Below are 16,037 nucleotides of genomic sequence, written 5' to 3'. Positions count from 1 at the left end.
GCAATAAAATTGCGGATCTGGTCAGCCCTAGGGAAATTTATGTCAAAGATAGAATTGGACAAAACCGACCGCAAGATCCTGGAGATTTTGCAGGCCGATGGCCGCCTCTCGAACCAGGATGTCGCCGAGCGCGTGAACCTGTCGCCCTCCCCTTGCCTGCGCCGCATCAAGCGCCTGGAAGAAGCCGGCGTGATCCGCCAGTACGTGGCGCTGGTCGACCCCGACAAGATCGGCCTCGGCCTGTTGGCCTATGTGAACGTGCGCCTGGAAAAGCACAGCGAAGGCCCGGCCAATTCGCGCGTGCCGGCGACGTCGCCACGCTTCGAGTTCGCGCAGGCGGTGGCGGCCTGGCCGGAAGTGGTGGCCTGTTATGCGATGACGGGGGAAATGGATTTCCTGCTGCGCGTCCACGTGGAAGACATGGACCATTTTTCGCGCTTCATGATGGCGACCTTGTTGCGCCATCCGTCGGTGCTGGATGTAAAGTCGAGTTTTGCGCTGCAGAGGATCAAGGAGACGACGGCGCTGCCGATTGGGGATGCAGGACGGTGAATTGTAGGGGTGGTCGAGGCCAATGGCCTCGACCACGGTTTCACCGGGCGGGTCTCCCGCCCACGCGTTCAACGTACGGGTGATCCGACGCGAGGTTTCCGAAGCCGGTTGAACGCGTGGACGGCGAAGCCGTCCACCCTACCGTTTGCGCGGCATGAACCACTTCATTGCCGCGCGCGCATTGGCTTTCACGGTGTAATCGATCACCGCGAACTGCTCTTCCAGCGCCTCGCGCATCACGCTGCCGGGGCTCGGCGGCGGCAGGTGCAGGTAAGCGTCGGCCTCGCCGTACTCGCGCTTGATCTCCATGCCCGCCTTTTTGGCGATGTGCATCATCGTGCGGTTGCTCGACAGGCACTGCATGTACAGGGTGTCGATGTCGCTGTTGCGGCAGTGGATGGCGGCGCGCTCGAACAGGCGCGAGCCGACGCCCTGTCCGCGCGCGGATTTCGACACCGACACGCCGAATTCGGCTACGCGCTCCTTGACGGTCTGACCGGCACGCCCCGGCTCGGGCGGCGCGAAGGCGAGGTGGCCGACGCCGACCAGCTGAAAGCCGCGGCTGACCACGCCGAACACGATGTCGCGCGAAAAATCGATTTTTTCCACATAGGCGCGCACCTGCTCGTCGGGCAGCACGGTGCCGAAGCGCAGCAGGCGGTCGCCGTCGTCGAGCGCCAGGAAATGCCTGAGCATGCGCCGCCGGTCGCGTTGACTCAGCGCCTTGACCAACACCGAGGGACGCGCGCTGGTACCGGCCAGGCTGGCGAACCAGTTGCTTATCGAATTGTCAGGCATGGTTGTCGATCTATTTTGTGCACCGCACCATTGTAGCGGAAGCGGCATATTGACGCCGGCGCCGGCGCCGGCTGTGCGCGCCGCTGCGGATCACGGCAGGCCAGGCCCGCTGTCGCCGCCCCATTGCGCGTTCTGACTGATGATGAACGTGCCCTTGCCGGCCTGCTTGGCGGCGTACATCGCCTTGTCGGCATCGGCCAGCAGGGCCGCCGCGCCCCACTCCGCCCCGGCGCGTCCGCGCGCGCTGGCGATGCCGATGCTGGCCGAGATCGAGACCGGGTTGCCGTCGGCCTCATTGATGCCTTCGATCTGATCGAGCACCAGGCGCGCGATGCGCAGCGCGCCCTCGGGGCTGCCGACGCCTTCGAGCATGACGACGAATTCGTCGCCGCCCAGGCGCGCCAGGATGTCTTCGGCGCGCAGCACTTTCTGCACGCGCCGCGCGACCAGCTGCAGCACCAGGTCGCCCGTGGCGTGGCCCCAGGTATCGTTTACGCCCTTGAAACCGTCGAGGTCGATGAACATGGTGACCACCACGCTGTCGCGCCGCGCGGCGCGTACCAGCGCCAGTTCCAGCAGGCGCGTCAGCTGGCCATAGTTGACCAGGCCGGTGAGGCTGTCGTGCTGGGCCAGCCGCGCCAGCTTGACCGATTGTTCTTCCAGCTCGGCCGTGCGCTCGGCGACGCGGTGTTCCAGGGTGTCGTTGGCGGCGGAGAGGCGGCGGTTGACGTCGTTGATGATGCGGTAGCTGCGGCGCAGGCGCCAGCCGGCGTAGGCCAATAAAGCCAGCAGCAGGATCGAATAGGCGAACAGGAAGCCGCGGTAGCGCTGGCGTTCGAGCACCTCGGCCTGGAACGAACGGTCGAGTTCACGCCCCAGGCGCGCCATCGCTTCTCCGGTGTCGAGGGCGGCGATGCGGGCCTCGATCTCGTTTTCGTGCGGACGGTTGGCGAGGATGGTGCGGGTGTCGCGCGCCAGGGCGGCGATCTGCTCGTTGACGGCCAGCGAGAAGCGCTCCTTCTGATCCTCGATCTGCGCCAGGTTGCCCTCGATGCGGCGCGCCAGCGCGGGCGTCGGCGCCAGGTTGTAGCGCAGCGTGTCGGCCAATAAATCGTTCAGCAGCGCGTCCAGGCGCACGACGATGCGTCCCGGCGCCAGCGCGCCCTCGATGCCGCCCAGTTCCGTCTTGAGGTCGGCCAGCGCCGGCGGCAGCGACAGCAGGGCCGCGCGCAGCGGGGGGTTCAGGGTACGGAACTGCGCCACCAGTCCGGTCTTGATGCGCAGCGCCGCGACCAGGGACGCATGCGCCTGGCGCGCGCCGCGCCCGCGCGTCATCGGCAGCGCCTCGGCCAGGCGCGCGGTCAGCTCGTCGATGTGCGGCAGTGGCGCAGCCAGGCGCGCGTCCGCCACGTTGCTGCCGATGTGGGCGCGCAGCAGGTTCGTATCCCATTCGGCGTCGACCTGCTGCAGCTCGTGCAGGTCGAACATCACGCGGTTCTGGGTGTCGACGTCGACGCCGGTGGTGCGGGTGTAAAGAAAAGCCAGCAGCGCGACCAGCGCCAGTGCGGCCAGCGCGCCATAGCGCAGGCGCTGGCGCGGCCCCATGTCTTCGAGGCGGCGCATCAGCACCGCGAAGACCCTGTCCGTCTGTTGTAACAATCTGCTCATGGAAGGAGCATAGCAAAACCGCTAGCGACACCCACGTACATGGTACTTCTTGTAACAATTACGCGGCCGCGGGCAGGTCAGCCGGCGCCGCCTGCGCTCTCTGCATACGCCTCGGCGCCCTCCGCACTATAAACCCACTGCGAGACAGCGGTCACGCGCGCGTGGTGGACGGCTTCGGGGATGCGCGCCTTGTCCTCGCCGCAGGCGGCCGCGACCTCGCCGGCATTCACGGCGCGTGCCGCCGCCAGCGCGGCCAGCAGGAAGGGCAGCTGCGGATAGGGGCGCGTGCGCAGCGGGTGATGCGCGTCGCCGCGCCCGCGCGCATCGCATTCGGCGGCCAGCAGCATGTCGGCGAAACGCTCGGGTTTGCGGAAGGCGTCGCAGCGTTCGAACAGGGTCACCATGGTGTTGGCGCGCAGCTCGAAGGCGCGCGCCACATTGCCGTGTTCGCGCGCAGTGATGAGCGCCAGGTCGCGGCAATCGTTGGGCACCTTCAGGCGCTTGCACAGGGCGGTAATCAGTTTCGTGCCCATGCCTTCGTGGCCGTGGTGCGCTGGCCAGTTGTCGGCCGGCGTGACGCCCTTGCCGAGGTCGTGCATGAGCGCGGCGAAGCGCACCGCCAGCGAATAATCCGCCTCTGCCGCGACATCGATCACCAGCATCATGTGGACACCGGTGTCCACTTCCGGATGATGCTTTTCGGGCTGGGGCACGCCCCATAAGGCGTCGAGCTCGGGCATGATGCGCGCCAGCGCGCCGCAGTCGCGCAGCACGGCCAGCATGCGCGACGGGTGCTTCTCCATCAGGCCGCGCGCCAGCTCCTGCCAGACGCGCTCGGGCACGAGGGCGTCGACTTCGCCCTCCTCGACCATCTGTCGCATCAGGCGCAGGGTCTCGTCGGCCACCGTGAAATCGGGGAAGCGCGCGGCGAAACGGGCCAGGCGCAGGATGCGCACCGGGTCCTCGGCGAAGGCCTCCGATACATGCCGGAACACCCGCGCCTGCAAGTCGCGCTGGCCGCCGTAGGGGTCGACGATGGCGCCGTCCGCGCCGCGCGCCATGGCGTTGATGGTCAGATCGCGCCGGATCAGATCCTCTTCCAGCGTGACGGCGGGCGAGGTGTGGAACACGAAGCCGTGGTAGCCGGGCGCGGTTTTGCGCTCAGTGCGCGCGAGTGCGTACTCTTCCTGGGTGTCGGGATGCAGGAAGACGGGGAAATCCTTGCCCACCGGGCGAAAGCCGGCCGCCAGCATCTCGTCGGGCGTGGCGCCGACGACGACGTGGTCGCGGTCCTTGACGGGCAGGCCAAGTAAATCGTCGCGCACGGCGCCGCCGACGACGTAGATGCGCATCGTCATGCGCGCGGCAGGTCGGCGTCGTGCAGCGGCGTCGGGTCTGTCTCGCGCATCGCCTCCTCGACCCAGCGCGCCACGGCGGGATGGGCCAGCATGCGGTCGCAATAGGCCTGCAGCGCCGGCGCCAGCGCCACGCCATAGGTCGTAAAGCGCATCACCACGGGCGCATAAAAGGCGTCGGCGATGGAAAAGTCGCCGAACAGGAAGCCGCGGTGGCCGAAGCGCGCCAGGCAGTCTTCCCAGATCTCGCAGATGCGGCCGATGTCGGCCTGGGCGCCCGGCGTGCGCCCGCGCCCCGGCAAGCGTGCCTGGATGTTCATCGACATGTCGTTGCGCAGCGCCGCGAAGCCGGAATGCATCTCGGCCGTGATGGAGCGCGCCAGCGCACGCGCGGCCACATCCTGCGGCCACATGTGCTTGTCGGGGAACTGCTCGGCCAGGTATTCGCAGATCGCAAGGCTATCCCAGATCGTCATCTCGCCCGCCAGCAGCACCGGCACCCGGCCGGCGTGCGAATAGGCGGCGATCTTGGCGGCGGTGTCGGGTTGATCGAGCAGCAGACGCACTTCGGTGAACGGAATGTTGAACGCGACCGCCGCCACCCAGGGCCGCATCGACCAGGAGGAGATGTTCTTGTTGCCGATGACGAGCGTCAGACCGGGTTGGCGCGCATGGTCGAGCGTAGTCGAAAGGGTCGGGTCGAGTTCGATGGTCTGCATGGCTTCCTGATTGATGAGGTCGGTTAGCGTCCGGCGCGGGTGCGCAGGCGGTCGAGCGGCTCGGTCGGCGCCAGGTAGTGCGGCGCGACCGCTTCGAGCGGGGTGAGCTTGATTCCCAGTGAAGCCGCTGTCAAGTCCCGCATCGCCGGCGCCAGTACGTTATCGACTGTCATCGAGTCGAGGTTGTCGCGCGTGAGGATGGGCTCGCCCGGCAGCGCTTCGAAGAAGCGCGCCTGCAGCCGTCCCAGGCCTGGCGACAGCTCGACGATGCGGCGCTCGCAGCCGGCATAGCGCCCGCTCAGGCGCACCAGCTCGGCCAGGGTATAGGTAGTCGGCCCGGCCAGTTGGTAGACCTGGTGGCTGGCGTGGTTGTCGCGCAGCGCGTGCAGGAAGGCGGTGGCGACGTCGCCGACATACACCGGTTGAAAAGCGGCTGAGGCGCAGGCCAGCGGCACCAGCGGCAGGTGGCGCTGCAGCCTGGCGAACATGGTCAGGAAATGGTCGCCGGGGCCGAATACGACCGAGGGCCGGAAGATGGTCGCCGCCACTTCGGGATGGCTGCGCGCGGCCAGTTCGCCGTCGGCCTTGGAGCGGCTGTACATCGACGGCCCGTTGACATTCGCGCCGAGGGCGCTCATGTGCAGGTAACGCGGCACGCGGGCCACCACGCAAGCCTCGACGATGCGCCGCGGCAGGTCGACATGGGCGCGGCGAAATTCGGGGCCATACGGATGGGCGCGGCTGCCGTGCAGGATGCCGACCAGGTTGATTGCCGCCGTGCGCCCCTGCAGCAATTGACGCAGCGTGCTGTCGTCGTGGATGTTCGCTTCGACGACGTCGACGCCGGGCAGCGTCGTCAGGTGGCGCACGCGCGCGGCGTGGCGCGTCGGCAGCAGCACCGGGATGCTTTCCTGCGCCAGCAGCGCGACCAGGTGGCTGCCGATGAAGCCGGAACCGCCAAATACCACCACGTTCGGGTCGCGCATGGGGTTCCTCCTTCGGTGAAGGTTAAGGTAGGCCGGCGGCGCCCGTGCGTGGCGTGATCGTCCCCAGGCGAGCTTTCAGCGACTGAGGACGCTTCTCGAACAGGGCCGCGTAGTTGGTAGCGTTCGACATCACGTTGCGCACATAGGTTCGGGTCTCGGAGAAGGGAATCGTCTCCACGAACACCGCGCCTTCCATCGGCGCTTCGAGCACGCCGCGCCAGGTGCGCGAGCGGGCCGGGCCGGCGTTGTAGGCGGCGGTGGCCAGCACCTGCGAGCCGCCATTGTTCTCCAACACCATGTTCATGTAGTTGGCGCCCAGCGTGATATTGGTGCGCAGGTCGGTCAGCATGCTGTGCACGAAGTCGGTGAGGCCGATCTTGGCCGCCACCCACTTGCCGGTGGCCGGCATCACCTGCATCAGGCCCGAGGCGCCGACGCCGGAGCGGGCGTCGGAAATGAAACGCGATTCCTGGCGGATCAGGCCATATACCCAGGCAGTGTCGAGCGCCAGGCCCTTCGCCGTCGGTTGCAGGATCTCGTTGTGCGGCGCCGGGAAGCGCTGGTTGAAATCGAGTTCGGTGCGGGTGCGCAGCGAGGTCTCGACCATGCGGTCGAGCATGTTGTTGCGGCGCGCGTAGTCGGCCGCGGCCAGCAGCTGGCGCTCGCTCAGCGATCGCGTGGCCCAGTTCCATTCGCGGTTGCCCTCGGCGCGCAGGCCCAGTGCATAAAACTTCATGGCCTGGCGCAGCGCCGGCAGTTGCGCCACCTGGTTGACCTCATCAAGCGTCACCGGCAGCGCGCCCGGCGGCGTCGTCACCAGCTGGCCGAGTTCCTCCAGCGCCAGCTGGCCATAGAAATTGTTGGGGGTGGCGATGCGGCGGTACAGGGCGTCGGCATCCTCGCGCCGGCCCCCGTGCGCATAGGCGCGCCCGAGCCAGTAGACCCAGCCCGATTCGTCGCGCAAGGGAGACGGCATGGCGTCGATGGTGGCGGCCACTGTCTTCCAGTCGCCGCGGCGCAGGGCGATCCGCGCTTTCCATTCACGCTGGAAGTTGGTGAGCGGCGCGCCTTCGGCCCGGCGCCAGTACTCCGAAGCCTCCGGCGCCAGCACGATCGAGGCGGCCAGCGCCACATTCGCCCAGCCGATCGCGCGCTCCTCGGGCGCGAGCTTGCTGCTGTTTTTGTCCAGGGCGATCACTGCCAGCTTCAGGCTGGTGCGCGCCATGCGGCCGAGGGCGACCAGGTAGATCTCGCGTTCGGCGCGGGTGGTGCCGATGCCACGCGCCATGGCGACGGCCGGCACGTCGACCGCCTGCGCCGCGCGCGTGTCGGAGGCGCCGAGCAACTGGGCGATGCGGCGCGAGGGGCCGGTGGCGCTCATCTCGCCTGCCAGGCGCAATTGGGCCAGCAATTCTTCCTGGCTGAGTTGACCCGTTTGTGCCAGTTGCGCCATCAGCGCCGCGCAGCCTTCGCCATAGGCGGGCGGGTTGACCAGCAGGCCGCGCGCCTCGTCGATCACGCGTTCGCCGTGCGCGGCGCGCGCCAGCAGCGCGTAGCAGCGCACTTGCAGATCGTCGCTGCGCGCCGCTCCTGCCAGTTCGCGGTCAAAATTGTTCCAGTCGCGCGCACGTCCGAGTTCGAGCAGCCAGTCGGTGCGCAGGCGCTCGGCCACGGCCGTGCCCTGGTGACGCTGCAGGACGGCGCGGATTTCGTCCGCGCCCGCCTCGCGCAGGCGCGGTTTGAGACGATAATAGTCGACGTAAGGCGCCAGCACGTAGTTGGGCAGGCGCGAGGCGAGCGCATTGGCGCGCGCGCTGTCGTTCTGGCGCGCCGCTTCGCGCAGCAGCAGGAAATTGTCGTCGTCGGCGCGTGACGCCTCATTGGCAGGGGCGGAGGCAGGGGCGACTGCGGGACTTGCAGGGACAGTGGCGGCGCCTGGCACCGGCGGCACAGCGGACTCGATCGCCGCAGGCGCTTCGGCCAGTACGGAAGCACTGGCCGCGGCAAGCACGGCGCCGGCTAGAAAATTCTTCGGAAGCAAAAACACAGCGTTTAAACCCTTCATCGAACCATGACCGGCAAATCAAGAATACCATGCGCATCCGTTGCGCGACCAGCGTCCGAGGCTAGCGAAACAGGGGCCGCAGGCAACCCGAACACCATCCCGCACCCATCGCTTGCGAATGAGACCGAGGCGCTCGCGGCTGGCAGCGCGGCCGCAGCGCGTGCTGCACAAGAAGATGCGCAGAAACAACAAACGCTGCCTGGCGCCGGCCTTCCCGACGATCCGGCGCAGCAGGCCAAAGCCGCCAAGGCGGCACTGCGGCGCGAGTTAAAAACCTTGCGCGCCAGCCTCGACGGCCCAGGCAAGCGCGAGCGCGACGAGCGCATCGGCGCCCAGGTGCTGGCCTGGTGGCGCCATCATCGCCCGTCCCTGCTGGCGGTCTATTGGCCTCTGAGCGGGGAGCCGAACCTGGGCGACACCTATGAAGCGCTGGCGCGCGAAGGCGCCCGGCTGGCGCTGCCGGTGGTGGTGGAGCGCCACGCGCCGCTGGCCTTTGCCGCCTGGACGCCGGGCGAAGCCCTGGTGCTCGACACGATGGGTGTGGCGGTGCCACTGAACCTACGCACGGTGGCGCGTCCGCCGGCCTTGCTCGTGCCCTGCCTCGGGTTCAACGAACAGGGCTACCGGCTCGGCTATGGCGGCGGCTTTTATGACCGCACATTGGCTCCGGCCCCACGGCCGCTCACGCTCGGTATCGCCTATGCCTGTCAGCAAGCGGACTTCGATGCCGATGTCCACGACGTGCCGCTCGACACCGTCATTACCGAGCTGACGGCCGCTGACTGACAGCCCGCACCCGCACGCCGAGCCTGTCGCTTTTTCACGATGACCGGCTCGTCCCTGCTGATTTTCCGTAACGCAAGCGCCCTGTACCGCTCCTTACAATTGCAACTTTGCAACAGTAAGTGCCGCACACGGGGCGCGCCGCACGCGCCGCCCGCCAGTTTTAGGTTGCAGGCGCGCTATTTCGCCTGGCAGGCGCAAGGGCTGCGCATCGGCTACAGTATCGACGGCCCGCGCATCGGCGGACGCGCGAGCAGCATCGCGCTCAGCGGCGCCGTGTACGGCAAGCAGCGCCTGCGCGAACGCAGCGTGGCGGGCACGCTCGGCTATCCGCGCACCGACGTGTATGAAGCCGTCGCCACCCACGTCGACGCCGACAACCGCATGACCTACCCGTTCATGGGCGAAGCGCCAAGCGCCTCCGGGGCCGGGCTGTCGTTGGCGGCCACGCTGCCGCTCTTGGACGCCTGGACGCTGCGCCTGCAGGCCGAAGATCTCGCCAGCCGGCTGCGCTGGAACAACCTGCCCGTGAATACCGAGTCGCCCAATTCGAATGCGACCAGCTACGACGAGAACGGCTACATCAATTACCAGCCCCTGCTGAGCGGGCGCAAGCAGCAGGTCGAGCGCAGTTTCAGGATCCCGCGCTACACGGCCGCGGCGCTCGATTACCGCTACCAGGACTGGGGAGCGAGCGTGCAGGTGGCGCGTTATGCGGGCGAGACGGTGCCGACCTTCTCGGTGTCGCGCCGTTTCGGCTGGCTGACCGTGCGCGCGAATGTGGAGACGCGTTTCGACAGCGCCGGAATCGGACTGGAAGTGGGCAATCTGCGTTTGATGCTGCAGTCGGACAAGCTCGATCTCGACCGGGCCCGGGCCCGCTCGCTGCAACTGCATTACCACCTGAGTTTTTAAATTAAAACGGGCCGGCCTCGATCCCTTATCGGCGATCGGAGCGGCCGTGCCAGTACATCAAGTTCGTTACACCAGGCGCTGCCAGATGGCGGTGGTCGCCGCCGCCTGGTTCATGCTGTAAAAATGCAGGCCGGGCGCGCCGCCCGCCAGCAGGCGTTCGCACAGGCTCGACACCACATCCAGGCCGAAGGCCTTGATCGAGGCGCTGTCGTCGCCGAAACTCGCCAGTTTCAACCGTACCCAGCGCGGGATCTCGGCACCGCACATGTCGGAAAAGCGCATCAGTTGGGTGTAGTTCGTGATCGGCATGATGCCGGCCACGATCGGCACCTCGATTCCCAGTTTCTGCGCGTTGTCGACGAATTGAAAATAGGCGTCGGCATTGTAGAAATACTGGGTGATCGCGGCGTTCGCACCGGCCTTGATCTTGCGTTCGAACGCGAGCAGGTCGTCCTGGGGCGAGCGCGCTTGCGGATGCACTTCCGGATAGGCCGCCACTTCGATATGAAACCAGTCGCCGGTCTCGGCGCGGATGAATTCGACGAGTTCGTTCGCATAGCGCAGCTCGCCGGCGCCGCCATACCCGCTCGGCAAGTCGCCGCGCAGCGCCACCAGGCGGCGGATGCCCTGGGATTGGAATTGCTGCAGGATGGTGCGGATCGACGCGCGGGTGGCGCCGATGCAGGACAGGTGCGGTGCGGCGAGGTGGCCGTCGGCCATGATGTCGAGCACGGTATCGAGCGTGCCTTGCTGGGTGGAGCCGCCGGCGCCGAAGGTGACCGAAAAATAAGTCGGGTTCAGTTCGGCGAGCTTGCGGCGGGTGACGCGCAGCTTTTCCGCGCCTTCCGGCGTCTTCGGCGGAAAAAACTCGATGCTGAAATTATGGTTTTCCATCGTCTTTGAGGAGCAAGGAAGAAAGCGCCCACGAAATCACGCTGTACAGGATCGCTGCCAGGAAGGCTGACCAGAAGCCGGCGACCTCGAACCCATCCACCCAGTGCGACACCAGCCAGAACAGGATGGCATTGATGACCAGGATGAACAGCCCCATCGACAACAGCGTAACGGGCAAGGTCAGCAAGACCAGCACAGGGCGGATCAGCGTGTTGACCAGGCCCAGCACGAGGGCGGCGATCAGGGCGGTACCGACATTGCTGACGGACACGGAATGCATGAGGTAGGGCAAGGCCATCAAGGCGGCGGCGTTGATCAGCCAGGTCAGGAGCAGGCGCATGTTCAGCTTTCGTGGTGCGTTTTCTTGTTATGGAGACCTACGGACGCGCCTGCGCCCGTAGATGGTCTACGCGTGATCGATCAGCGTCGATCAGTAACGGTAGTGATCCGGCTTGTACGGACCTTCCTTCTTCACCGAGATGTAGGCGGCTTGCTCGTCGGTCAATTCCGTCAGCTGGGCGTTGAGCTTTTTCAGCTGCAGGCGCGCGACCTTCTCGTCCAGGTGCTTCGGCAGCGTGTAGACGCCGACCGGGTAGTTCGCCGTGTTGGCGAACAGCTCGATCTGGGCGATGGTCTGGTTCGCGAACGACGAGCTCATCACGTAGGACGGGTGGCCGGTACCGCAACCCAGGTTCACCAGGCGGCCTTCGGCCAGCAGGATGATGCGTTTGCCGTCAGGGAAGATGACGTGGTCGACTTGCGGCTTGATGTTTTCCCACTGATATTTCTTCAGCGAGGCGACATCGATCTCGTTGTCGAAGTGGCCGATGTTGCAGACGATCGCCTGATCCTTCATGCGCAGCATGTGGGCTTCGGTCAGGATGTGATAGTTGCCGGTGCAGGTGACGAAAATGTCGCCGTGCTCGGCCGCGTAATCCATCGTCACGACGCGATACCCTTCCATTGCCGCCTGCAGGGCGCAGATCGGATCGATTTCGGTAACCCACACTTGCGCCGACAGGGCGCGCATGGCCTGGGCCGAACCTTTACCGACGTCGCCGTAACCGGCGATGACGGCCACTTTGCCGGCGATCATGACGTCGGTCGCACGCTTGATGCCGTCGACCAGCGATTCGCGGCAGCCGTACAGGTTGTCGAACTTCGATTTGGTGACCGAATCGTTGACGTTGATGGCCGGGAAGGCCAGCTTGCCTTCCTGGTGCATCTGGTACAGGCGGTGCACGCCGGTCGTGGTTTCTTCGGTCACGCCGAGGATTTCCGGCAGGCGCTTCGAATACCAGTGCGGATCGGCTTTCAGGCGGCCCTTGATGGCGTTGAACAGGCAGATCTCTTCTTCCGAACCCGGCTTGTCGAGCACCGAGATGTCGGTCTCGGCGCGCGCGCCCAGGTGCAGCAGCAGGGTGGCGTCGCCGCCATCGTCGAGGATCATGTTCGAGTACACGGCATTGCCGGCGGCGTCGTTCGGCCACTCGAAGATGCGGTGCGTGTATTCCCAGTATTCATCGAGGGTTTCGCCCTTGACGGCGAACACCGGCGTGCCGACGGCGGCGATCGCGGCGGCCGCGTGATCCTGGGTCGAATAGATGTTGCACGAGGCCCAGCGCACTTGCGCGCCGAGCGCTTCCAGCGTGCGGATCAGCACGGCGGTCTGGATGGTCATGTGCAGCGAACCGGTGATGCGCGCGCCCTTCAGGGGCTGGGCCGCGGCGAATTCTTCCTGGATTGCCATCAGGCCCGGCATTTCGGTTTCGGCGATGCGGATTTCCTTCTCGCCCCAGGCGGCCAGGGAGATGTCGGCGATGTGGAAGTCTTGGGTGGTTTTCAGTACGGCGCTCATCACGCCCTCCTTTCAATGGTTGAAAAAAGTAACGTGAGCGCAGTGTTGAGATATCCGAGCCTGGCGAAAAGGAATCTTTTCGTCGCAACGCTCCTCGGAATTCAGAAGTTTAGCACGTCTGGGCGAGACTGGCAGGGGCGTGGTCAATGCTTCCGGGGCATTTGTGCGGTTGCAACAATGAAGCGCGGAGCGATCTTGTAGGGTGGGCTCGCCAAGCCCAAGCGGTACGGCGCATGGATCGTCGCGGCGATGGTATCGGAAAGCGACGTTTCCGATCTGCGAACGATATGCGGTATGCATCGGCACGACCGCGTGGGCACAAGTGCCCACCCTAAAAGCGGCATCAGCCTTCTGAGCTGATGGCCGCTTTATTGCATTACGACAGGCCGGCTTCCGCGCGCAGCAGCGCCGCCTTGTCCGTGCGCTCCCACGTAAACTCCGGCTCTTCGCGGCCGAAGTGGCCGTAGGCGGCCGACTTGGCATAGATCGGGCGCAGCAGGTCGAGCATTTGCACGATGCCTTTCGGGCGCAAGTCGAAATGTTCCATCACCAGCTGGGCGATTTTCTCGTCCGGGATGACGCCGGTGCCTTCGGTGTAGACCGTGATGTTGATCGGACGGGCAACGCCGATGGCGTAGCTGACCTGCACCTGGCATTGACGGGCCAGGCCAGCCGCGACGACGTTCTTGGCCACATAGCGCGCGGCGTAGGCAGCGGAGCGATCGACCTTCGACGGATCCTTGCCGGAGAAGGCGCCGCCGCCGTGCGGGGCTGCGCCGCCGTAGGTGTCGACGATGATCTTGCGGCCGGTCAGGCCGCAGTCGCCCTGCGGGCCGCCGATGACGAAACGGCCGGTCGGGTTGACCAGGTATTTGGTGTTCTGCAGCCATTCGCGCGGCAGGATCGGCTTGATGATTTCCTCGATCACCGCTTCCTCGATCTGCGAGTGCGAGACGTCCGGGTGATGCTGGGTCGAGAGCACGACGGTATCGACCGAGACCGGACGGCCGTCGACATAGCGCAGCGTGACCTGGCTCTTCGCATCCGGACGCAGCCATTGCAGGCGGCCATCCTTGCGCAATTGCGACTGGCGCTCGACGAGGCGGTGTGCGTAGTGGATGGCGGCCGGCATCAGCTCGGCGGTTTCGTCGCAGGCATAGCCGAACATCAGGCCCTGGTCGCCGGCGCCCTGGTCGAGGTCGAGGCCGGCGCCTTCGTCGACGCCTTGCGCGATGTCCGGCGACTGCTTGTCGTAGCAGACCATGACGGCGCAACCTTTGTAGTCGATGCCGAAGTCGGTGTTGTCGTAACCGATGCGCTTGATGGTGTTGCGGGCGACGCCGATATAATCCACGTTGGCGTGGGTGGTGATCTCGCCGGCGAGCACGACCAGGCCGGTGTTGCACAGCGTTTCAGCGGCGACGCGCGCGCGCGGATCCTGCTCGAGGATGGCGTCGAGGATCGCGTCCGAGATCTGGTCGGCGACTTTGTCGGGGTGGCCTTCCGAGACGGATTCGGAAGTAAAGAGATAATCGTTGGACATGAAGGCTCCAGTTACTGTGATCAAAAAACTGCCGCAGCAACCGATGCCTGCGACGCTTTAGCGACATTTATATTCCGCTTCGCAAGTTGTCTATTAACTCGGCGGATCCTGCGTAAAGTGGTATTTTACGCTCCTTTAAGAAATTTTTGGCGCAGGGGCTCGCTTTGTCCCTCGACCGCGATCAAGCGCATGCTAGTTATTTTATTCAGAGTGTTGTCCGTCTTTCCACTACGCATGCTGCATGCTTTCGGCAGCATGCTCGGCTGGCTGGTGTATTTGTCCTCCCCTTCGTACCGGCGCCGCCTGGATGCCAACCTGGCGCTGGCGGGCTATGGCGCCCAGCGCCGCGCCGCCGTTGCCGAGGCGGGTAAAGCCATCGTCGAGCTCGCTTTTGTCTGGTGCGGCAAGCCGGAGCGGGTTGCTCGTCATGCCACGGTCGAGAACTGGGAGATGGTGCAGCGCGTGCTCGATGCCGGCCGCGGGATTGTATTCCTGACGCCACACCTGGGCTGTTTCGAGATGACCGCCCAGCAGATCGCGCTGCATACGGCGCTCACGGTGATGTACCGCCCGCCCAAGAAAAACGCCCTGAAACCCCTGGTCGAAGGGGCGCGTGCGCGCCACAACCTGCACCTGGCGCCGGCCAACCTGTCCGGCGTGCGCATTCTGGCGAAAACCCTGAAAGGCGGCCAGCCGATCGGCTTGCTGCCAGACCAGGTGCCGCAGGAAGGCGAAGGCGTCTGGGCGCCCTTCTTCGGCCGCCCCGCCTACACGATGACGCTGCCGGCGAAACTTGCCCAGCTCGGGCGCGCCGACATCCTGCTGGTGTATGCCGAGCGCCTGCCCAAGGGGCACGGCTATGTCGTGCGCTTCGTGCCCTTCGAGGGCGACCTGTCGGGCAGCCCCGCCGAGCAGGCGGCCAGCATCAACCGGGCGATGGAAGCCCTGATCGCACGTTGTCCCGCCCAGTATTTCTGGAGCTATAACCGCTATAAGCAACCGGAAGGCGTGGCTGCGCCACAGGCCGAGGCCGTGGCATGAGGATCTTGATCGCCTTCCTGTGGCTGCTGCATTGGCTGCCACTGCCCGTGCTCGGGCGTTTCGGCGAAGCCATCGGCAGCCTGCTGTTTTTAGTGCTCGGCAAGCGCCGCCACATCACGCTCACCAATCTGCGCCTGTGCATGCCGGAACTGTCGGAAGCGGCCCGGCGCGACCTGGCGCGCCAGCATTTCCGGGCCTATTCGCGCAGCATCTTCGAACGTTCGATCCTGTGGTGGGCACCCGAAGCCCGGGTACGTCAACTCATCCATGTCGAAGGCGCGGTGCCGCAGGCGGCCATGGAAGCGGGGCCGACCATCCTGCTCTGCCCGCATTTCGTCTGCCTGGACGTGGCCGGTGTCGCGTCGCGCGTGATCCCGGTGTGCAGCATGTATGTGCCGCAAAAAAACGCCGCCTTCGACAAGCTGCTGCGCCATGGCCGCGAACGCTACGGCCCGGTGCGGCTGGTGACGCGCAAGGAAGGCATCAAGCCGATCCTGCGCGCGCTGCGCGACGGCCTGCCCTATTTCATGCTGCCGGACATGGATTTCGGAGAAAAGGACGCCGAGTTCGTCCCCTTCTTCGGCGTGCCGGCGGCCACCCTGACGGCGCTTGGCCGGATCGCCGCCACTACCGGCGCCAAGGTGATTCCGGTGATTGCGACGTATTTGCCGAACTACCAGGGCTGGCGCGTACGCTTCTATCCTGCCTGGGAAAATTATCCTGGCGACGACATGATCGAGGCCACCCGCCGCATGAACGCGTTCATCGAAGACCGGGTACGCGAAGCGCCCGCCGAATATTTCTGGACGCATAAACGTTTTAAAACCCGCCCGCCGGGCCAGCCTTCGCTCTACGATTAA

General features: G+C 65.8%; 15 protein-coding genes and 1 riboswitch. Of the genes, 5 read left to right on the top strand and 10 right to left on the bottom strand.

The genetic code is table 11. The features are described from left to right. The first annotated feature begins 39 nt into the window (after nucleotides 1-39). Nucleotides 40-552, top strand: a complete 513-nt coding sequence (locus tag ASF77_RS18595; protein ID WP_056342738.1) for an Lrp/AsnC family transcriptional regulator — start codon at nucleotides 40-42, stop codon at nucleotides 550-552. 138 nt (nucleotides 553-690) lie between these two features. Here ASF77_RS18595 and ASF77_RS18590 read toward each other — a convergent pair whose 3' ends face one another. The 6 genes from ASF77_RS18590 to ASF77_RS18565 form a co-directional block, all read right to left on the bottom strand. Beyond that, on the bottom strand, nucleotides 691-1,350 hold the full coding sequence (locus ASF77_RS18590; RefSeq protein ID WP_056342733.1) for a GNAT family N-acetyltransferase: 660 nt from the start codon (nucleotides 1,348-1,350) through the stop codon (nucleotides 691-693). A 90-nt stretch (nucleotides 1,351-1,440) separates the two neighbouring features. After that, the gene (locus ASF77_RS18585; RefSeq protein WP_056342730.1) at nucleotides 1,441-3,018 is read right to left on the bottom strand and encodes a DAHL domain-containing protein; all 1,578 of its coding nucleotides are present in this window, start codon (nucleotides 3,016-3,018) and stop codon (nucleotides 1,441-1,443) included. 77 nt (nucleotides 3,019-3,095) lie between these two features. Next, nucleotides 3,096-4,370, bottom strand: a complete 1,275-nt coding sequence (locus tag ASF77_RS18580) for a multifunctional CCA addition/repair protein (RefSeq protein WP_056342727.1) — start codon at nucleotides 4,368-4,370, stop codon at nucleotides 3,096-3,098. A 2-nt stretch (nucleotides 4,371-4,372) separates the two neighbouring features. After that, nucleotides 4,373-5,092 (bottom strand): glutathione S-transferase family protein, encoded by a 720-nt coding sequence (locus tag ASF77_RS18575; RefSeq protein ID WP_056342723.1) that lies wholly within the window; start codon nucleotides 5,090-5,092, stop codon nucleotides 4,373-4,375. 23 nt (nucleotides 5,093-5,115) lie between these two features. After that, nucleotides 5,116-6,078, bottom strand: a complete 963-nt coding sequence (locus ASF77_RS18570) for a complex I NDUFA9 subunit family protein (protein WP_056342720.1) — start codon at nucleotides 6,076-6,078, stop codon at nucleotides 5,116-5,118. Nucleotides 6,079-6,100: 22 nt separating this feature from the next. Beyond that, complete coding sequence (locus tag ASF77_RS18565; RefSeq protein ID WP_082493890.1) at nucleotides 6,101-8,143, bottom strand: lytic transglycosylase domain-containing protein; 2,043 nt, start codon at nucleotides 8,141-8,143, stop codon at nucleotides 6,101-6,103. Between the two features lie 195 nt (nucleotides 8,144-8,338). On the opposite strand from ASF77_RS18565, the gene ASF77_RS18560 reads away from it, so the two are divergent. Both ASF77_RS18560 and ASF77_RS18555 read left to right on the top strand, forming a co-directional pair. Continuing rightward, a complete protein-coding gene (locus ASF77_RS18560; RefSeq protein ID WP_307181844.1) occupies nucleotides 8,339-8,929 on the top strand; it encodes a 5-formyltetrahydrofolate cyclo-ligase in 591 nt (196 codons plus the stop codon). A 165-nt stretch (nucleotides 8,930-9,094) separates the two neighbouring features. After that, on the top strand, nucleotides 9,095-9,841 hold the full coding sequence (locus tag ASF77_RS18555) for a hypothetical protein (RefSeq protein WP_056342713.1): 747 nt from the start codon (nucleotides 9,095-9,097) through the stop codon (nucleotides 9,839-9,841). Nucleotides 9,842-9,907: 66 nt separating this feature from the next. Here ASF77_RS18555 and metF read toward each other — a convergent pair whose 3' ends face one another. From metF to metK, 4 genes are all read right to left on the bottom strand, one after another. Beyond that, entirely contained in the window at nucleotides 9,908-10,735 is an 828-nt protein-coding gene (gene metF / locus ASF77_RS18550; RefSeq protein WP_056342710.1) for a methylenetetrahydrofolate reductase [NAD(P)H], read from the bottom strand. After that, nucleotides 10,722-11,075, bottom strand: a complete 354-nt coding sequence (locus ASF77_RS18545) for a phage holin family protein (protein WP_056342707.1) — start codon at nucleotides 11,073-11,075, stop codon at nucleotides 10,722-10,724. Before ASF77_RS18545 ends, metF begins: the two co-directional genes overlap by 14 nt. Nucleotides 11,076-11,165: 90 nt before the next feature. Beyond that, on the bottom strand, nucleotides 11,166-12,593 hold the full coding sequence (gene ahcY / locus ASF77_RS18540; protein ID WP_056342703.1) for an adenosylhomocysteinase: 1,428 nt from the start codon (nucleotides 12,591-12,593) through the stop codon (nucleotides 11,166-11,168). 28 nt (nucleotides 12,594-12,621) lie between these two features. Next, a riboswitch (S-adenosyl-L-homocysteine riboswitch) is annotated at nucleotides 12,622-12,695 on the bottom strand. A gap of 274 nt (nucleotides 12,696-12,969) precedes the next feature. Next, a complete protein-coding gene (metK, locus tag ASF77_RS18535; protein WP_056342701.1) occupies nucleotides 12,970-14,136 on the bottom strand; it encodes a methionine adenosyltransferase in 1,167 nt (388 codons plus the stop codon). On the opposite strand from metK, the gene ASF77_RS18530 reads away from it, so the two are divergent. Together ASF77_RS18530 and ASF77_RS18525 are read left to right on the top strand one after the other, a co-directional pair. Next, complete coding sequence (locus ASF77_RS18530) at nucleotides 14,089-15,177, top strand: lysophospholipid acyltransferase family protein (RefSeq protein ID WP_267875210.1); 1,089 nt, start codon at nucleotides 14,089-14,091, stop codon at nucleotides 15,175-15,177. The genes metK and ASF77_RS18530 overlap by 48 nt on opposite strands. Continuing rightward, the gene (locus tag ASF77_RS18525; protein ID WP_056342696.1) at nucleotides 15,174-16,037 is read left to right on the top strand and encodes a lipid A biosynthesis acyltransferase; all 864 of its coding nucleotides are present in this window, start codon (nucleotides 15,174-15,176) and stop codon (nucleotides 16,035-16,037) included. Before ASF77_RS18530 ends, ASF77_RS18525 begins: the two co-directional genes overlap by 4 nt.

This window comes from Massilia sp. Leaf139 (assembly GCF_001424165.1).
Classification (GTDB): domain Bacteria; phylum Pseudomonadota; class Gammaproteobacteria; order Burkholderiales; family Burkholderiaceae_D; genus Telluria.
Note: the sequence above shows the minus strand (reverse complement) of the source record. Positions and strands in the feature narration are given on the sequence as shown.